This is a genomic window from Staphylococcus piscifermentans (assembly GCF_900186985.1).
Classification (GTDB): Bacteria; Bacillota; Bacilli; order Staphylococcales; family Staphylococcaceae; genus Staphylococcus; species Staphylococcus piscifermentans.
The window spans coordinates 706,046-723,743 of sequence record NZ_LT906447.1 but is presented as its reverse complement, the minus strand read 5'-3'; the positions used below and the strand labels follow the sequence as shown (position 1 = coordinate 723,743).

Annotated in this window: 17 protein-coding genes; 6 read left to right on the top strand and 11 right to left on the bottom strand. The window is 36.1% G+C overall.

Annotation, left to right across the window (positions count from 1 at the left end):
* Positions 1–83 precede the first annotated feature (83 nt).
* The 4 genes from CKV71_RS02975 to CKV71_RS02960 all read right to left on the bottom strand — a co-directional run bounded on the left by CKV71_RS02975 (position 84) and on the right by CKV71_RS02960 (position 3,129).
* Positions 84–683 carry a DsbA family protein gene (locus tag CKV71_RS02975; protein WP_095103667.1) on the bottom strand — a complete coding sequence of 200 codons (600 nt, stop codon included), beginning with the start codon at positions 681–683 and terminating at the stop codon, positions 84–86.
* Between the two features lie 208 nt (positions 684–891).
* The gene (locus CKV71_RS02970; RefSeq protein WP_095103663.1) at positions 892–1,629 is read right to left on the bottom strand and encodes an amino acid ABC transporter ATP-binding protein; all 738 of its coding nucleotides are present in this window, start codon (positions 1,627–1,629) and stop codon (positions 892–894) included.
* Positions 1,626–2,360, bottom strand: coding sequence for an amino acid ABC transporter permease (locus tag CKV71_RS02965; RefSeq protein ID WP_095103660.1), 735 nt, complete (start codon positions 2,358–2,360; stop codon positions 1,626–1,628). Before CKV71_RS02965 ends, CKV71_RS02970 begins: the two co-directional genes overlap by 4 nt.
* The gene (locus CKV71_RS02960) at positions 2,344–3,129 is read right to left on the bottom strand and encodes an amino acid ABC transporter substrate-binding protein (RefSeq protein ID WP_095103658.1); all 786 of its coding nucleotides are present in this window, start codon (positions 3,127–3,129) and stop codon (positions 2,344–2,346) included. Before CKV71_RS02960 ends, CKV71_RS02965 begins: the two co-directional genes overlap by 17 nt.
* Before the next feature lie 238 nt (positions 3,130–3,367).
* Here CKV71_RS02960 and CKV71_RS02955 point away from each other — a divergent pair, with 238 nt between their 5' ends.
* Positions 3,368–3,481, top strand: a complete 114-nt coding sequence (locus CKV71_RS02955) for a putative metal homeostasis protein (protein ID WP_095103657.1) — start codon at positions 3,368–3,370, stop codon at positions 3,479–3,481.
* 268 nt (positions 3,482–3,749) lie between these two features.
* Here CKV71_RS02955 and CKV71_RS02950 read toward each other — a convergent pair whose 3' ends face one another.
* On the bottom strand, positions 3,750–4,436 hold the full coding sequence (locus CKV71_RS02950) for a 2,3-diphosphoglycerate-dependent phosphoglycerate mutase (RefSeq protein WP_095103656.1): 687 nt from the start codon (positions 4,434–4,436) through the stop codon (positions 3,750–3,752).
* 285 nt (positions 4,437–4,721) lie between these two features.
* Between CKV71_RS02950 and CKV71_RS02945 the strand changes: the two genes are divergently transcribed.
* A complete protein-coding gene (locus tag CKV71_RS02945) occupies positions 4,722–5,090 on the top strand; it encodes an aggregation-promoting factor C-terminal-like domain-containing protein (RefSeq protein WP_095103654.1) in 369 nt (122 codons plus the stop codon).
* Positions 5,091–5,182: 92 nt separating this feature from the next.
* Here the strand turns inward: CKV71_RS02945 and CKV71_RS02940 are convergent, their stop codons facing one another.
* Entirely contained in the window at positions 5,183–6,073 is an 891-nt protein-coding gene (locus tag CKV71_RS02940; RefSeq protein WP_095103653.1) for a cation diffusion facilitator family transporter, read from the bottom strand.
* 173 nt (positions 6,074–6,246) lie between these two features.
* Positions 6,247–6,630, bottom strand: a complete 384-nt coding sequence (locus CKV71_RS02935) for a GtrA family protein (protein WP_095103652.1) — start codon at positions 6,628–6,630, stop codon at positions 6,247–6,249.
* Between the two features lie 348 nt (positions 6,631–6,978).
* Between CKV71_RS02935 and CKV71_RS02930 the strand changes: the two genes are divergently transcribed.
* From CKV71_RS02930 to CKV71_RS02920, 3 genes are all read left to right on the top strand, one after another.
* Positions 6,979–8,175, top strand: coding sequence for a putative multidrug effflux MFS transporter TcaB (locus CKV71_RS02930; protein WP_095103651.1), 1,197 nt, complete (start codon positions 6,979–6,981; stop codon positions 8,173–8,175).
* 135 nt (positions 8,176–8,310) lie between these two features.
* Positions 8,311–8,922, top strand: a complete 612-nt coding sequence (locus CKV71_RS02925; RefSeq protein WP_095103650.1) for a C39 family peptidase — start codon at positions 8,311–8,313, stop codon at positions 8,920–8,922.
* A gap of 310 nt (positions 8,923–9,232) precedes the next feature.
* Positions 9,233–10,630: an amino acid permease gene (locus CKV71_RS02920; RefSeq protein ID WP_095103648.1), complete on the top strand. Its 1,398-nt coding sequence runs from the start codon at positions 9,233–9,235 to the stop codon at positions 10,628–10,630.
* Between the two features lie 378 nt (positions 10,631–11,008).
* Here CKV71_RS02920 and CKV71_RS02915 read toward each other — a convergent pair whose 3' ends face one another.
* Positions 11,009–11,911 carry a 5'-nucleotidase, lipoprotein e(P4) family gene (locus CKV71_RS02915; protein ID WP_095103647.1) on the bottom strand — a complete coding sequence of 301 codons (903 nt, stop codon included), beginning with the start codon at positions 11,909–11,911 and terminating at the stop codon, positions 11,009–11,011.
* Positions 11,912–12,077: 166 nt separating this feature from the next.
* Positions 12,078–13,904 carry an APC family permease gene (locus tag CKV71_RS02910; RefSeq protein ID WP_095107223.1) on the bottom strand — a complete coding sequence of 609 codons (1,827 nt, stop codon included), beginning with the start codon at positions 13,902–13,904 and terminating at the stop codon, positions 12,078–12,080.
* Between the two features lie 304 nt (positions 13,905–14,208).
* On the opposite strand from CKV71_RS02910, the gene CKV71_RS02905 reads away from it, so the two are divergent.
* Positions 14,209–15,750, top strand: coding sequence for a serine hydrolase domain-containing protein (locus tag CKV71_RS02905; protein ID WP_095103646.1), 1,542 nt, complete (start codon positions 14,209–14,211; stop codon positions 15,748–15,750).
* A 57-nt stretch (positions 15,751–15,807) separates the two neighbouring features.
* Here the strand turns inward: CKV71_RS02905 and CKV71_RS12400 are convergent, their stop codons facing one another.
* Together CKV71_RS12400 and CKV71_RS02900 are read right to left on the bottom strand one after the other, a co-directional pair.
* Positions 15,808–15,978 carry a hypothetical protein gene (locus CKV71_RS12400; protein ID WP_157738585.1) on the bottom strand — a complete coding sequence of 57 codons (171 nt, stop codon included), beginning with the start codon at positions 15,976–15,978 and terminating at the stop codon, positions 15,808–15,810.
* A gap of 178 nt (positions 15,979–16,156) precedes the next feature.
* Entirely contained in the window at positions 16,157–17,551 is a 1,395-nt protein-coding gene (locus CKV71_RS02900) for an MFS transporter (RefSeq protein WP_095103643.1), read from the bottom strand.
* Between the last annotated feature and the right edge of the window lie 147 nt (positions 17,552–17,698).

The following is a 17,698-nucleotide window of genomic DNA, read 5'->3' as shown; positions in this document are numbered from 1 at the left end:
CTGAGCTTGGGACAGAATAATAAATTAAAATTATTTCGTCGTCCCAGCCCAGCTTGTTGGCGGTTCCAGTTTTAAAGAATATTTTATTTTTTGAGTAAATCGTTATACTCTTTGAAATGATATGGGTCATCTAATTTAGTACCATCCACGAATACTACAGGGACAGTATCAATATTTTTCTTCTTAGCCATTTTTTTATCTTTTTCAGCATCTTTCCATGATTGACTGTCTTTAGTTTTATAATCCTTTTTAATATCTGCTTTTTGTTGATCAGAGAGGTTTAATTCATCGATGAGTTTGTCTAATAATTTTTCATTAATCCAAGATTTTTTATGATCTTCTGTATCAGGCTGTGCCGCAAAAATTTTCTTTTGGAACGTCAAATATTGTTGAGGTCCTATATTTTTGACTGCGTGACCTGCACGAGAACCGATTATAGAATCCTTGCCTAAGAAAGCCACATTGACTAATTGATAGTCTACTTTACCTTTATCAATATAGTCTTTTTGTAATTTAGGCATGACATTGTCTTCTACCTTTTTACAATAAGGACATTTATAATCCGCAAATTCTACGACTTTAACTTTATCATTTTTACTGGTTAAATCTGTATCTTTTTGTGAACAGCCTTGTAATACTGCTGCTATAACAGCGATGCTGATAAATAATACTAATTTCTTCATTCAATAAACGCCTCGATTCTTATTATTTCTATCCGTTTGAATCGATATTTCCCTGATTCATTCTTAACTATTTCTAGTCATGTGTTGCTTTCTTTTCATTCAATTCTCTCAAATCATATCATACACTGTATTCTGGCAGAGCGCTATGCTGAATTTAATGAAAAATAAAACTCCCGATCTGCTTAAAAGCAAACCGAGAGTTGAAGGTTTAAATTTCTTGTTCTTGAATCACATTTAAAAAGCGTTGCAAGTCTTTAGTTTGCGGGTGATTAAAGATTTCAGAAGGTTTCCCTTCTTCTCCAATCACACCTTCATGAATGAAAACAGTCTTGTCTGAAACTTCTTTAGCAAAGCGCATTTCATGTGTAACGATGACCATTGTCATCCCTTCTTGCGCAAGTTCTTTGATAACACGTAAAACTTCATTCACCAATTCTGGATCAAGTGCTGAAGTCGGTTCGTCGAACAACATTACTTTAGGATTCATAGCTAAAGCTCTAGCGATAGCTACACGTTGTTGCTGACCGCCGGATAATGCGTTCGGATGTTGATCTTTCACTTGCGTTAACCCAACTTTTTCTAGTAAGGTTTCAGCGCGCTTTCTTGCTTCCTGCTTATTCATCTTTTTCACTACGATAAGACCTTCCATCACATTCTCAATAGCGGTCTTGTGTGGAAAAAGATTATAATTTTGGAATACCATCCCAGATTGTTTACGAACGCGGATTTGTGATTTCTTATCATTCTCTGTATAAGTTTCACCGTTTACAAAGACTTGTCCCTCTGTAGGTATTTCTAAGGCATTCATCATTCGCAGTAAAGTTGTTTTACCTGAACCAGAACGTCCGATTAAAGTAACCACTTCGCCTTCGTTAACATTCAAGTCGACACCTTTAATGACTTCTTTATCACCGAAAGATTTTTTAATATTTTTCAATTCAATCATGAACGATAACCTCTTTCTAAGTAAGATTCATAGAAGGATTGAATCACTGAAATGATAAAGCAAACAACCCAGTATAACAACGCCACAAGTATATAAATCGTTAAATATTCGTACGTTGTCGAGGCTACTTCTTGTGCCTTTCTGAACATCTCAGCTACTAAGATAAATCCGAGCAAGGAAGTATCTTTCAGTAAGCTGAGGAAGGTGTTGCCGAGCGCAGGTACAGAGACTCTGATTGCTTGCGGCAAAATAATGCGTTGAATTGTTTGACGATAATTCATGCCGATTGAATAGGCCGCTTCAGTTTGTCCTTTCGGAATTGACAGAATACCACCACGGATAATTTCTGAAGCATAGGCACCGACATTCAGAGATAACCCGATAATTGCCGCTACTACTGATGGTAAGGTCCATTGTGTATCAGGATTGTTCGTCAATAATCTGCCTAGTTCCGGCAAACCATAGAAAATAATGAATAATTGTACAATCATCGGTGTCCCACGAATAATCGATACATAAACTCTGGCAATACCACGTAAAATTTTACTTGTACTGATACGCATCAAAGCTGTAAATAATGCAATAATTAATCCTAATACAAATGTCGCTAACGTAATTGGAATGGAATATTTAACTAAACCGCCCAACATCGGCAAGAAAGCTTGTCGTGCTGCATCTAGTGCATGAGCCTGCTGTTCATTCAAAACAATAGCATTAAGGTTTAGAAACATCTTGACCAAACCATTTCTTACCGATTTTAGCTAACTCGCCATCTTTTTCTAGTTTATCTAAAGCTTTATTGACTTTTTTGATTGTTGCATCGTCTTCTTTTTTAGTGAAAGTGAAAGCAGTTTTACTTTTTTCTGCATTACCTTTGATTTCTTTGATTTTAGCATCAGGTTTTTGCTTTTTGTAATCTAAGTAAGACAAGCTGTCATTGAAAGTACCTTCAACACGGTGAGATTGTAATAAATCCATTGCTTGGTTGAAACCGTCTACTTTAACTAACTCGGCACCTTTAGATTTTGCAAGTTCACCATAGTTAGAAGTAAATGTTTGTGCCATTTTCTTACCTTTAACGTCATCAAATGACTTGATATTTTTATTATCTTTATTCACTACTAATACACCGCTTGAATAAGTGTAAGGTTTAGAGAATTTATATTTCGCTTCTCTATCTTTATTAATACCGACTTGGTTGGCAATCATATCGAAACGACCTGAATCCAATCCTGCAAACATAGAATCCCATTGTGTTTCTTTGAATTTAACTTTGTAACCCATTTCTTTCGCTACTGCTTTAGTTACATCGATGTCGTAACCTGTTAAGTTTCCTTTTTTGTCATGGTATGTAAAAGGTGCATAAGTCCCTTCTGTTCCTACCACTAAAGTTTTATCATCTTTAGACTTAGATGATTTGTTATCACTTGAACCGTTGCCGCATGCAGCTAAAGCTACAGTTAACACGATTGTTAAAACAGTTAATAATATTCTCTTCATAGCTTTTCTCCTTTATCCTTATCATTCTCATCGGAATAACATTAATTTTAAGCTTTATGCCCCTATCCGTCAATATTTAAATCATTTAGGTTATTCCCAAAATCTCCTTATTATATGCACGTATGGTTTCAACTCACCGATAACCTAAAGTTTATTTTTTAAATCGTAATCATTACTATTTACATTACTGCAAAAATAATGCATAATAGAGTCAGTTCAATTAGGAGGCGAATATACTATGAAACAAGATTTAGCAACAGCGCGTCGTAATTTGCATAGTCCTAATATCAAGACACGTAAACGTGCCTTGAAAATTATTAAGACGCATAAACGTAATAAAAAAGCCCAATAATATAGATTTTTATTTTGCAAATGATCCTTTAAACACTTAAACATTAATCTCTAATCCGTTTCTCTCAAACTGTAAAAATAATCTTTTTCCAGATTATTCCCTAGTTAAGAGTTACTCTCTGCATGCGGATTGTACAGTATTTCATATTTAAAAATATTCCCTAAAGTATTATTTATAACGTAAATTTTAAAAACTCTATCCTGGTCATTTGCAAAAAAAGGATTCCGAATCATGCGATTCGGAATCCTTTTATTTTATATATATTTACTTATAGATAATGTTTAGAGATAAATCCTAAATTATCATCTAATTCGTAGATTAACGGTGAGCCGGTTTTAATTTCATAACCTACAATATCTTCATCAGAAACACCTTCAATGTGTTTGATCAGTGCACGTAATGAATTACCGTGTGCAGATACCAATACAGTTTTATCTTGCAATAATTCTGGTGCAATTGCGTCGTTCCAATAAGGGATTACACGACCCAATGTGTCTTTCAAACTTTCTGAAGTAGGTATGACACGATGGTCTAGTCCTTGATATTTACGATCCGCTAAGTCTAATTCACGTTGTTCTGCAGTTGCTTCTGGAGGGGCAATATCATATGAACGTCTCCAAATGTGTACTTGATCTTCACCGAATTCTTCACGTGCAGCATCTTTATTCAATCCTTGCAAACCGCCATAATGTCGTTCATTCAAACGCCAAGTTTTAGTAACTGGAACAAAGAGTTGATCTGATCTTTCTAATAAATAGTAAGTTGTTTTAATTGCACGTTGCAGAACTGAAGTGAAAGCAACATCAATTTCAATACCTTCTTGCTTCAAACGATCTCCTGAAGTTGTTGCTTCTTCCACACCTTGTTTTGATAAATCTACATCAGTCCATCCTGTAAATAAGTTTTCTGCATTCCAGACACTTTGTCCGTGTCGGCATAATATTAATGTTGGCATACTCAACATCCCTTTCTATAAAAAATCTTTCACTAAAAATATAGCACTTTTGTATACAATAGTATAACTTTTCACACAACTGTCTTATTTTTTTGCAGATAGATTAAAAAAAGACAAAAATTTCCGGTTTTGAAATTTTTTGTCATGTAAGTGTTACATTTAAAATTTTTCGTAAGTATTTTGTGAAAATGGTGTAACCTAAACTACAATTTCAGATGTTATAGTAGTTTTTGTGAATTACGAACGAAACAGAGATAAATTCAATTCAGGAGGATATTTTTTATTATGAAAAAATTATTGTTGTCATCATTTGCTGCTTTTTCAATCGCTACAGCAGCAAGTGCAGGAATCCAAGCAGATACGAACACAAACACAGCACACGCAGCTGAACAATCAAGTACACAATCTGTACATGACCGTTTTATCGCTGCAGGCGGTACTGAAGCAATGTGGGAAAATATTGTGATGCCTGAATCAGGCGGCAATCCGAATGCTGTAAATGAATTAGGTTATCAAGGTCTAGGTCAAACGAAAGAAGCTTGGGGAACAGGTTCTGTTGAAGAACAAACTAAAGGCATGATTCAATATGCTGAAGATCGCTACGGTTCAATCGACCAAGCTATTCAATTCCGAGAAGCAAACGGCTGGTGGTAATCCCATCTTAAATAATATCTCTTAACGACACAAAACCGCTTGAGACAATTTTCGTCTCAAGCGGTTTTATTTTTTATTTCAGAAGCCGCCAATTATTTTTCTAACTCTTGATTTCTTTCTGGATGATAAGGTTCAGGATGTACATAAACAGAAGAAACCCCTCTCTCATGCATGTAAGTTTCAACTCTATCACAGATTTCGTGCGCTTCATCTAAAGTAATATCAGGCTGTACAACGATCGTGACATCCACAAATACACTGCTTCCGTGATAACGGCCCTTGATGGTCTTAACATCAATTACATCAGGCACTTCCAACACTTCTTGACGATACATTTCTAAGTCTCGTTCATTAAAACCATCACTTAACGTAAAAATAGATTCTCTAAATATAGAGAAACCTGTGTAAATAATCAATAAACCTAGAACTGTGGCTAAAATGATATCGACAATCGGAAATCCAAATTGTGTAAAAATCAAACCGACGCCTGTACCTAAACTGACAATACTATCTGATAGATTATCTAATGATGACGAATGTAAAGAACGACTGTTTGTACGCTTAGCTAATCTGAAATTATAATAAAAAACAGCTAACATAATAATCCCGCTGACTATGCTGACTACAATCGTAATCGGGTTAGGTGTATGATAGTCATTTCTAAATATGCGCGGGAAATTTTGCATAACCACTTGTACCCCTACAAACATAATGATGAAAGAGACAAGCAATGTAGCGATATTTTCGGATTTCAAATGACCATATGGATGATTTTTATCTGCAGGTTTAATGGAAATCTTCAACCCGACAATCACCGCGATTGAAACTAAAATATCTGTCATATTATTTAAGGCATCTGCACGAACCGCTGCTGAATGGAAGGTATATCCTACAATAAACTTAGCTGCTGATAAAATGATATAAACAACTAAACTTAAATAGGCACCACGTTGCGCTTTCTGTAAATTATCGCTTGCTGACATTCTGATTCCCACCTTCTCAACTTCTTATATCTAATTATGCGTCATATTTTTGAGAGATTCAATTTTTTTATTTTTAATTATTTTTTAATTTCTTATGCTAATTTTTAAGTTAGCGCAGCCTAAAAAATACCATTGGAGAGCTTAATTTCTCCAACGGTATCTTAAGATTCGTATCAGCGATCACGTAATATATATTTAGATAAAATAAAAGTAATCGGTATAGTTAATATCAAGCCGGCGAATGGTGCGATAACAGACGAAATATGTAACCATTGAACAAAGATATATAATAATAGCGTCTGCATTCCCATATTAACGACTTGAGTGAGTGGAAATTGAATAAATTTTCCCCAAGTCGGTTTCACTTTATAGACAAAGTAACAATTTAAATAATATGAAATTACAAAGCTGACTATAAATCCTGTTATATGACTGAGCATATAATTCAATCCGATTCCTTTTAATAACAGCAAATAAACAAGGTAATAATCTAAAGTATTAATGCCGCCGACAATAATAAACTTAATAATTTCATAATGTGTTTTAGTGAGTTTCATCTTACTAGCTCCATCATTCTTTATTTTCATATTTTACTCAGCGAGATATTTATGTGGCTAAATGACTGAGTTTATTCTTTAAAATGCAGTGATTATAATATACAAAATTATAACAAAGTTGGGCGAAATTTGGGTAGTGAAGCAGTCATCGTTCATTTAATATTTACAAACTTCACAAAATTTCGTATGTGAAACGTCATACTTTATCTTTTATAGCTTCTCAATTTCTCATGAACACATTTTTCTGTATATTCAATTTTTAAACAATAAAATGTAAAAATATTGTTACAAAGTTAAAAGTATATCGTTATAATGGAGAGTAATTAATTAAAGAGGAGAAATACACAGATGATTAAAAATGAACAATCGAGATTGCCTTTAATCATGATTATCGTTTTGGGTGCGATGACAGCTTTCGGTCCAATGCTGGTCGATATGTATAATCCAGCTTTGCCGCAAGTGCAAGATGATTTTGGTGTTTCCACTTCAACATCTCAACTCACGCTATCCTTCGTTATGATTGGTATGGCACTAGGTCAATTTATTTTCGGTCCCCTTTCAGATATTTATGGGCGTAAACGAACAGTAATGACTATTTTGATATTAATGGCACTCGTCTCACTTGGATGTGTCTTTATCAGTTCAATTGACCTATTTTTAGGATTACGTTTTATTCAAGGCCTGCTCGGCGGCGGTGCTATTGTGATTGCACGTGCTACAGTAGGCGATCAATTTGACGGAACTGCTTTAACACAAGCTTTAGCAGCATTATTAGTGGTGAACGGAATTATTACCATCGTAGCACCACTTGTAGGGGGCTACACATTAGCCTTTGCTTCATGGAAAATGATTTTTGCAGCTTTAACTATTATTTCCGTGGTTATCTTTGTAGCAGCAATGGTTTTGATGAAAGAAACGCGTTCGGATGCAGTTGCACGTCTGAATTTCGGTGAAATCATCAAAGACTTCGGCCATTTACTCAGCAAACCGAAATTCGTAGTACCGATGTTGATGCAAGGTTTAACATACGTCATGTTATTCAGCTATGCAGCAGCCTCTCCATTTATTACACAAAAAATTTACCACATGACACCTCAAGCATTTGGCTGGATGTATGCGGTAAACGGTGTAGGTTTAATCTTAATGAGTCAGGTAACTGCATTTGCGGTCAAATATATTTCGCGTGAAAAATTATTGCACATCTTAACAACTATTCAATTAACAGGTGTATTCCTAGTAATCATCACTACTTGGTTCCACCTTCCATTATGGTTATTAGTTATTGCTTTCTTCATTATGGTTTGTCCTGTAACAGGTATTGGACCAGTCGGATTTGCTTTGGCAATTGAAGAAAGATCGGGAGGAAGCGGTAATGCTTCAAGTTTACTAGGACTTTTCCAATTCATTTTAGGTGGTATTATTGCACCGTTAGTGGGTATTAAAGGCGGCACAAATGTAGGTCCATTTATCATTATTATTGTTATTACAAGTATTTTAGTAATTGTATTAAATATTTGGTTGAGTCGTTTAATTAAAAAAGCATAATGCTAAGAGTGACATAGATAGGAGGAGTTGGGACATAATATGATCCTAACTCCTGTTTTTATGAACAAATCATTATGTTCTAGAGGTGTCAGGAATTATAATTAACCTACTACGTTAAGAGATGGAGTATGGAATATGAGTAAAAAATTATTGAATGTGAAACCTAAAAGTCAATTGTCCCCAATTCCAATGGTGATGGGATGTGAAGGTACAGCAGCTTCTATGTTGCTGAACTATAACCATATTTATGTTCATCCCTATTCATTAATGAAACGCTGGCCTAAACACTCGAGCAATCCGAATAAAGGATACGTCGGACATTTCTTAATGTTTAAGCCAGGCGCTCACCAAACAATATTTCCGCAAGCTTTCGCCCCTTACTTGCAACTTTACGATACTAAAATTATAGACGGCACGGGTACATCCCTAGAAGAATTAGAAACTTTAATCGACAATGGACAACCTGCCTTGGTATACCATACTGTATTAGGACAAAAGCCCCACAAGCGTACATTCAAAGTAGATTCAGGACGAGAAGAATGGGTTTCTAACATCCATATCACATTGTTAGTGGGTTATGATGATACACATTATTACTACATCGATCCATTATGGTCACAATTCGGCAACAAATTAATAGTGCCTGCTCTTATTCCTTCAAAATTCCAAACGATTAAAATACCTAAAGAAAAAATGAAAGAAAGTTATGATTCTGTGGGACGTCTTGCGATTTATCATAAAGCATGATTAGTGAGGGGCCGGGATAAAAATTAAAAATGATTTTGTCGCCTCTCCCTCTTACTTTTGCAACGAATGATTCAATAAATAAGGTTCTTATTGCAACTTAAAATTTTCGGAAAAATGTAAAATTAACACCTGCTAATGCGTTTACTTTTATTAATTTTCGGATAACTATATTTTATGCGCTTTATTAAACTCGCTTATATTTTTTCATTATTAATTGCAATATCAAAAACTTTTATATATCATTAATAACATCATTCGACGTCAACATAAAACCCCTTTGTTATATATCAATCTGAAAGGGTGTCTTAATTTGGGGCAAAAATTGCAAAAGGAGCTTTCCAATAGGCATATTCAATTAATTGCCATTGGCGGAGCAATCGGTACAGGCCTCTTCTTAGGTTCTGGCCAAACTATTAAACTGACAGGTCCAAGTATATTTATCGCATATTTAATTATCGGCATGTTCTTATTTGCATTTATGCGCGGACTTGGGGAATTGTTACTCAGCAACACGAGATTCAACTCGTTTGTAGATATTGCAAATGAGTATTTAGGACCGTTCGGCGGCTTCGTTATTGGATGGACATATTGGTTCTGCTGGATTGTATCAAGCATGTCTGATTTGACTGCAATTGGGCAATATATCGCTTATTGGTTGCCGCAAGTACCCAACTGGATTTCAGTCCTTTTTGTCGTACTGGTCTTAATCGCATTCAACTTATTAGGTGCTAAACTATTTGGGGAGTTAGAATTTTGGTTCGCTTTGATTAAAATTATTACGATTCTCGCTTTAATCGTTGTAGGTTTAATCTTAATCTTCTTCTCTTTTAAAACAGATCATGGTACAGCAAGCTTCAGTAATTTAGTAACACATGGAGGTCTGTTCCCTCACGGAGCATTCGGATTCTTAATGGCCTTCCAAATGGCGATTTATTCATTTATCGGTATTGAATTGATTGGCGTAACAGCCGGCGAAACAAAAGATCGTGATAAAACGATACCGAAAGCTATTAATAATGTTCCTGTACGTATTTTACTTTTCTACGTTGGGTCATTAATTATTATCACATCTGTAGTACCTTGGAATACACTCAGTGAAAATTCAAGTCCTTTCGTGAAAGTATTCGGCTTGATTGGTATTCCATTTGCAGCCAGCTTAGTCAACTTTGTGGTAATTACAGCTGCCGCTTCAGCAACAAATAGTGGTATTTACTCAAACAGTCGTATTTTATTCGGTTTAGCTGAACAAGGACTAGGGCCGAAAGTTTTAGGTAAAGTCAATAGTCATGGTGTACCACATATTTCTATGTTAATTTCATCAGTACTATTATTATTTGCAGCATTATTAAACTATATTTTTCCTAATGCTGTGCAACTCTTTATTTACGTTACAACATTATCGACTGTATTATACTTATTCGTATGGACGTTGATTATTATTTCCTACATCGTCTATGCCTTCAAAAATAAAGAAGAACATAAAGCGAATAAATTTAAATTACCCGGCGGACCATATGCAGGATTTGTAGTTTTAGCCTTCTTCATTTTTGCATATGTGTTATTATTATTTACTGATGAAACGAGAAAAGCCTTATTCGTTTCTCCGATTTGGTTCATCTTTATGATAATTATGTATCAGAAATATAAAAATAATGCACGTGCTAACGTACAAAAATTCAGAGATAGCAATAAACCTAAAGCCGATTAATAGGTAAGGAGCTAGACATTAATTTGTCTAGCTCCTTTATGTTTGGGGGAGTATGGGTTGAGGAGGCGGAGTATTGGTGAGTGTTTTATAGTAGGATTGGTAAACTGTATAGGCTCGCACTCATTGCCTATACAGTTTTCGCCTTAAGTGTATAGGATAGAACTCGCCGCCTATACAGTTTCCGCCTTAAGTGTATAGGCCAGAACTCGCCGCCTAGACAGTTTCCGCCCTAACTGTATAGCCTAGACCTCGCCGCCTATACAGTTTCCGCCTTAAGTGTATAGGCCAGAACTCGCCGCCTATACAGTTTTCGCCACAACTTTATCATCACTCTGTCTATACACTCCGCTCGCTCTTAATTACTGAGACTCGGCCTCTCTATTGTTGAGCCTGCTTTACTTCTCCTGTATTCGGATCAAAAGTTGTTAATGAACTTTTGCGCAATTGGTCTTTTTCGGCAGCAGATTTACTATAATCATTGTGATATAACGTTGACTCCCAACTGCCATACATCGGATTAGGGAAAATAATGTATTTACGCCCGAATTCTTCTTTTTTCTCATTGATTAAATCTGTACGGGCTTGTGCTGTTTTAGCTTTAGGATCGTCAAAATCCAGCAAGTTATCGCCGAATAACATTAATAAGTTATGATGCTTCTTCACAGCATCGCGACGGCTTTGTTTATTTTTATCATTTTTCCCTTTAAGTAAAATATGCGACTTATCATTTTGAGGCAAACCTTGGGCTTTCAAATTCTTAGCCGTTGCTTCTAATTCTGTCTCTTTATCACGGTCAGATACATAATAGATGGCTACTCCTTTTTTATTCGCATAATTTAAGAAAGCTTTAGCACCATAAACTGGTTTAGCCTTAGCAGCCATTACCCACTCATGCCATCCATCTGGAAATGTAGTGTTATTGAGAGAAGCATAAGCTTGATAAGGTGAATTATCTAATACTGTTTCATCAATATCTAAGACAATGGCAGGTTGCTTCTTGCCTTTTCCTTTACCATGATAATGTTTCAATTCTTTATCTAAGTTATCTTTTGCTGTATTGTAACCTTGTAAATATAACGCTTTAGCCTCGGCTGAATTTTGATACCAAGACACGCTCATGGTATTTTGTTCACCTAAATTAGCTTCTTGTTGTGTCGAATGCTGTTCTTTCACTGCTGACGAAGCAGGAGCACCACCTGCAGCTTGCGCATTTGCTGGACCTGCTACTAAGAGTGAACTTGCCAATCCTACGATTGCTGAATACTTTGCAATTTTGTTCATATTGTCTCTACCTAATTATGTATTTAAGAATAATTACCACTTTTCTAATTATTCTTATAAAAATCATTATACTGTACAAATAATATAGTTTCACTATCTTTTGACAAAAAAGAACGGCAGGAAGAAACCTTCTCTCAGTTTCTCTGCCGCTCCAGAAATCTCATCTTTATTTTTTCAATTTCATTGGAATCATAGCTAAAATACAATTTTTTTGATAGAACAATGTCCATCTTAAAGCAATTCCTGTTTGGTTATGCAACAAGTTCTGCCAACCTTTCTTCGTAATAAATTGAGGGACAATAACTGTGATGACAAAATGGTCGTTCTCCGCTTTGCTACGTATTCTATCAATGAATCGTGCTAATGGTCGTACAATACTGCGATATTCAGAATGTACTATCACTAAACGGATGCCAGGATAATGGTTTTTCCATTTTTCTTGAAAGGCTTTATCTTTAGTTCTATCAAAGGACACATGTACTGCAATCGTACGATCAGCAGTCAATTCCGCATATTCAATCGATTTGTCTACAATTGCAGATATACTGCTGACAGGTATCAAAGCTAAGTTTTTCTCAATATGTGCCAACTCTTTGAATACTGCGTCTGTACGCAACTCTTCAGCGATGTCGCGATAATGCGAACGTATTTTCAATAAGACAAATACGACAAAAGGTAAGAAAATTAAAATTGACCATACATGTGAGAATTTAGTAATCAAGAAAATCATGAACACGACAAAAGTAATCGTACCGCCAACAGCGTTAGCAGATAATTTTAATAACCAGCCTTTCGGACGTTCTCTGATCCATTTAATAACCATGCCGTACTGCGCTAGCGTAAAGGGAATAAACACCCCTGTAGCATATAACGGAATTAAATTTTCAGTAGCACCTTTAAAAGCAATGATAAGCATGATAGCCACACTGCCTAAGATAATCATTGAATTAGAAAAGCCTAAACGGTCACCGCGTACAGTAAACATATGGGGCATATATTTATCTTGCGCCATATTGGCTGCTAATAACGGAAAAGCTGTAAATCCAGTATTTGCAGCTAATACTAGTATTAAAACCGTAGTCGCTTGGATAAAGTAAAACGCTACGTTTTCTCCAAATACATGAGTCGCCAGTTGTGATAAAACAGTAGTTTCCATATGTGGTACAATGCCATACCAATATGAAAGACCCACTATTCCTATCAATAAGAAGGCTAAAATACTGCCCATTGCGACTAAAGTTTTTACTGCATTTTTCGGTGCAGGATTATGGAAATTGGTTACAGCGTTGGAAATCGCTTCAATCCCTGTTAAAGAGGACGCTCCTGAAGAAAAAGCACGCAATAACAAGAACAAAGTAACTCCAGGAACCGCTGTACCTACTGCCGCATGCATATTGGGTTGCGCTTGGCCGGTAGCAACTTTAAATGTGCCGTATAGTATTAATACAATCATACCAAAGATAAACAAGTACACAGGATACGACAAGACCTTCGCCGAATCAGTCAAACCACGTAAATTTAAAATTAAAATGATGACCACCAACAAACAAGCAATCAACACTTTATGCGTATGCAGATTGGGAAAGGCTGCTATAAATGCATCTGCCCCTGATGAAATACTTACTGCCACTGTTAAGGTATAATCTACGAGCAACGAGCCTCCCGCTAACAAAGATAATTTTTCTCCTAAATTATGTTTAGTTACCACATAGGCGCCGCCGCCTTCTGGATAGGCATAAATGATCTGTCTATAAGATAAAATCAAAGCTAAAAGTAAAATCAGTATGCCTGCTGTAATCGGCAAAGTGAACCATGTAGCTGCTACACTGACAGCAGTTAATGTAATCAGTATCTGTTCCGGCCCATAAGCCACTGAAGATAAAGCATCAGATGATAAAATAGCTAACGCTTTGACTTTAGTAATTTTTTCATGTGAAAGTTCTCTGTTTCTTTTTGGTTTACCAATCAACAGATGTTTCAATTGATTAAATATCATAATCCATTACTCCTATATCTATTTCTATATAGTTAATTGTGTATACAATGTTATATTTACCCATTTTTCAAAGTTCATGCATAATGCATTCACTCATGAATGAGAAAAATATACGCCTATAAACTTAAAATGTATAGACCCCAAACTTAAATAAATATAGAACTTTTACACTTTCGAAATCTTGTTAACAAAATCGTAAACATCTTGTCCAACTTTCTCTCTTCAATCTTAAAGCAACCTCATCATGAATAAATAATGGTATACTATTGCATATCTTATTACTCTTAAAGTAGGTAAACCAATGAAAAATCGTAGCCATCCACCTTATTATATTATCTTGTTATTTACACTGAGCACTATGCTCTTTTTAGGAATAGCTTTAATGCTTATTCTTCAGTCGACATACGCCGCTTCCAGACAATCCAGCCGTCAAACTTTGAATCATTCCGCGAACCAACAAATACATCAAGTGATGAAACAACAGGACATCCCAGGGATGAGTGTTCTAATGATACAACATGGCAAAGTCATTTTGAATCAAGGGTACGGTTATCAAAATTTAAGCAAGCATCAGCATGCTACTAAGAACACACAATATGAAATTGCTTCAGATACTAAGGCCTTTACTGGACTGGCCATCTTGCAACTTGCAAAGGAACATAAAGTCGACTTGAAAGCACCTGTGGCAAAGTATATACCCTGGCTGCATCTATATTATAAAGGACGGCAAACAGATGTGACCATTGAACAATTACTCTCACAAACAAGCGGCATCAGCGACAGCTTGTCTAGTGATGATGAAGACTCGCTTCCGAAAAGTAAAAATAATTTAAAAGATCGCGTCAAAAGTATCAATCATGCCAGCCTAAAAGAAACACCTGGCCAACAATTCAATTATGCCAATATGAATTACAATGTATTAGGTTACGTGGTTGAACAAGTTTCACATCAATCATATGAAACTTACATACACCAACACATCTTGAAACCGCTTCACATGCAGAAGACTTACTTTAAGACCGAGAAACCTACCGCTGTACAAAAACGCGCTTTATCAAAAGGATATGTTGAAGAACATGGCAACATCCAAGCGGACCGCCCTGCTTATTTCAAAGGCGATACGCCTGCTGCTTACATGATCAGCAGCACCACTGACCTGATACCTTGGGTTCAATATCAGCTGAAACCTGGAGCATCAAGTCGCTCGATAATACATCAATCACATCAGCAAATCGCTGAAACGCCTTTTGACAAAAATGCAGTCGGCTATGGCTCAGGATGGTTCCTCAACCCAGAATCACACCAAGTATTGCATCCAGGAACCTTGCCTAATTATGCTTCCTTTATACTCTTAAACACCAAAGACCAAAACGCGGTCGTAATATTGGCTAATCTTAATTCGCCAGGCATATCAGGGTTAGCAAAAGCATTGGATCATCAACTTGCCTATTTTAACGAACATCAGATACTCAATCATTACGTCGAACAACATGCTACTCTCATCGGCATTGCACTATGGCTCTTAAGTCTCATCAGTACTGGCTGCTTAATCGGAATCGGCTTCCTAATCTATCATTTCAGACAACATCGCCGTACTTGGCGCTATCACTCATTTATAGCTAACAGCACAATCATCTTAATCAGCAGTCTGATAGTCATTTCAGTCTGCATCGCTTTAGAACAGACGCCGGCCCATATCATTCATACCTTAAACTGGGATATTGCATTAATCGCGTTCTCACCACCCTTTATCCTAGTCATCTTGCTCAGCTTCTGCACTAGCGTATTGCTGACAGTTTACTTAAGTCTACTGCTGTTGTGGAAAAAGAAAGCAAGACAGTGATAGCCACTACTAAAAACAGGAGCTGTGACATAAGGTTGTCGCAGCTCCTGATCATTTTTAGTCTAATAAATCCATGAATAATACAAATACTAAAATAATCATGATAATAATGGCACTATATAACGTCTTGTGTGTTTTGTGAGAAATTTTATTTTGTACAATATCTCGCACACCTATGATTAAAGCAGCTAAAACAATCAATGCTAAGATAAACGATAACGTATCCATAGTATCCTCTCCTCTTATTCTTTCTGCATTACCCTTTTCTTACTTTTACCTAACAAAAAAACGGAACCATCCCCCGATGCTGCAGTTCCCTCATTAACTGCAACACCGAGCATGTTTCCGTCTTTCAAGAATCATATTTACCATACAAATGCGTGGCGGCAATATTTAGTCTTTCTTTTTAATAAGTTTCTCCAGTAGATTTCGGAACGAGTACCCATACTGCTAGGAATGCAAAGATACCTAATAGTATATTGAATCCGATTCCTGCCATTGCCCCTGCCGCTAAGTTGAAGTGGTGTGACACAACAGCATAAATCGTACCAGAAATAGCGATACCAAAAGCATTCCCTAATGAAGAGGCCATCTTATAGATACCTGAAGCAGCTCCAACTTTATTGTCGGGCGCAGAAGAAACTGCTGTATCAGTAGATGGTGTCGCATACATACCTAGACCGAGTCCGAATAATAAATATCCGAGCACACTGCTGACTACATAAATCGGTGTCGGCAAGAAAGTAAGTGCAATCAGCAGCATCCCAACTGCATTTAATAAAGCACCAAACATCATCGGACGTTTTGCACCTAGTTTTTGCATTACTTTTTCACCAATACGAATCATTACCAACACGGTCACTAAGTAAGTAATACTCATCATACCAGATTGATTTGATGTAAATCCTAATCCTTGTTGGAAATAAGTATTAGCAACAATTAATGTTCCGGCTACCGCATTTAATGCGAAATTGGATAATACAGCTCCAGAATAAGCTTTATGTTTAAATAATCTAAAATCAATCAAAGGATTTTTAAGTCGTTGTTCATAGAAAGCAAAGAAGATAATCGAAACAATGAACACAACAATTAAACTTAAAATAAGCGGCGATAGAAAGCCGTAGTTTGATGATTGTGTGATAATCACATTTAAGCTTAACATCATGATAGCTAACACGATTAAACCTACAACGTCTAGTTTACCGCGTTGTACGTCACTGCCCGCATCAGCTTTTGTTTCTGGAGTTTTACGCATCAACCACATTGCAAGCAATGCAACAATGATTGAAATAATGAATATCCAACGCCACCCTACAAACGTTGACATTAATCCACCGAAGTAAGAACAGATACCTGATCCGCCCCATGAACCGATAGACCAATAACTAAGGGCACGCTGTCTATCCTTGCCAATGTAATATTCATTTACAATGGCGAGTGTAGCAGGCATAATACATGCTGCAGAAAAACCTTGAATAATACGGCCGATAATTAAAAACGCTGGTATATTAGTTATAATAATTAACAATGATCCCACAACACTGAGAATTAAACCGATATACGTAATTTTTACGCGTCCTACTTTATCTGCAATACTTCCGGCACCCACAACAAATAAACCGGAGAATAAAGCAGTCAAACTTACCGCTGTATTAATGATTCCTGCATTTGTACGAAAGGATTCTTGCAATGTCGGCACTACATTCAAAACCGATTGCGCAAACAGCCAGAATGTAATCACACCAAGAATAATGCCTAACAACAATTTGTTGTCTCCTCTGTAAGATCTGGTTGTTGTCATATTAAATTCCTCCTATACCCCTGCAAAAAAACTGAAAAAAATAGCGATTTAGCTTATCATTAAGTTGCAATATAAACTAAACCTATCATTTTCAATATATGAAGTATCTTACACCAATTTCAAGCGAATTTCTATAAATACCTAATA

Bases quoted from the DNA above. Each gene is read 5' to 3' on its own strand.
- CKV71_RS02975 (WP_095103667.1), bottom strand. From the start codon at position 683: ATGAAGAAATTAGTATTATTTATCAGCATCGCTGTTATAGCAGCAGTA.
- CKV71_RS02970 (WP_095103663.1), bottom strand. From the start codon at position 1,629: ATGATTGAATTGAAAAATATTAAAAAATCTTTCGGTGATAAAGAAGTC.
- CKV71_RS02965 (WP_095103660.1), bottom strand. From the start codon at position 2,360: ATGTTTCTAAACCTTAATGCTATTGTTTTGAATGAACAGCAGGCTCAT.
- CKV71_RS02960 (WP_095103658.1), bottom strand. From the start codon at position 3,129: ATGAAGAGAATATTATTAACTGTTTTAACAATCGTGTTAACTGTAGCT.
- CKV71_RS02955 (WP_095103657.1), top strand. From the start codon at position 3,368: ATGAAACAAGATTTAGCAACAGCGCGTCGTAATTTGCATAGTCCTAAT.
- CKV71_RS02950 (WP_095103656.1), bottom strand. From the start codon at position 4,436: ATGCCAACATTAATATTATGCCGACACGGACAAAGTGTCTGGAATGCA.
- CKV71_RS02945 (WP_095103654.1), top strand. From the start codon at position 4,722: ATGAAAAAATTATTGTTGTCATCATTTGCTGCTTTTTCAATCGCTACA.
- CKV71_RS02940 (WP_095103653.1), bottom strand. From the start codon at position 6,073: ATGTCAGCAAGCGATAATTTACAGAAAGCGCAACGTGGTGCCTATTTA.
- CKV71_RS02935 (WP_095103652.1), bottom strand. From the start codon at position 6,630: ATGAAACTCACTAAAACACATTATGAAATTATTAAGTTTATTATTGTC.
- CKV71_RS02930 (WP_095103651.1), top strand. From the start codon at position 6,979: ATGATTAAAAATGAACAATCGAGATTGCCTTTAATCATGATTATCGTT.
- CKV71_RS02925 (WP_095103650.1), top strand. From the start codon at position 8,311: ATGAGTAAAAAATTATTGAATGTGAAACCTAAAAGTCAATTGTCCCCA.
- CKV71_RS02915 (WP_095103647.1), bottom strand. From the start codon at position 11,911: ATGAACAAAATTGCAAAGTATTCAGCAATCGTAGGATTGGCAAGTTCA.
- CKV71_RS02905 (WP_095103646.1), top strand. From the start codon at position 14,209: ATGAAAAATCGTAGCCATCCACCTTATTATATTATCTTGTTATTTACA.
- CKV71_RS12400 (WP_157738585.1), bottom strand. From the start codon at position 15,978: ATGGATACGTTATCGTTTATCTTAGCATTGATTGTTTTAGCTGCTTTA.
- CKV71_RS02900 (WP_095103643.1), bottom strand. From the start codon at position 17,551: ATGACAACAACCAGATCTTACAGAGGAGACAACAAATTGTTGTTAGGC.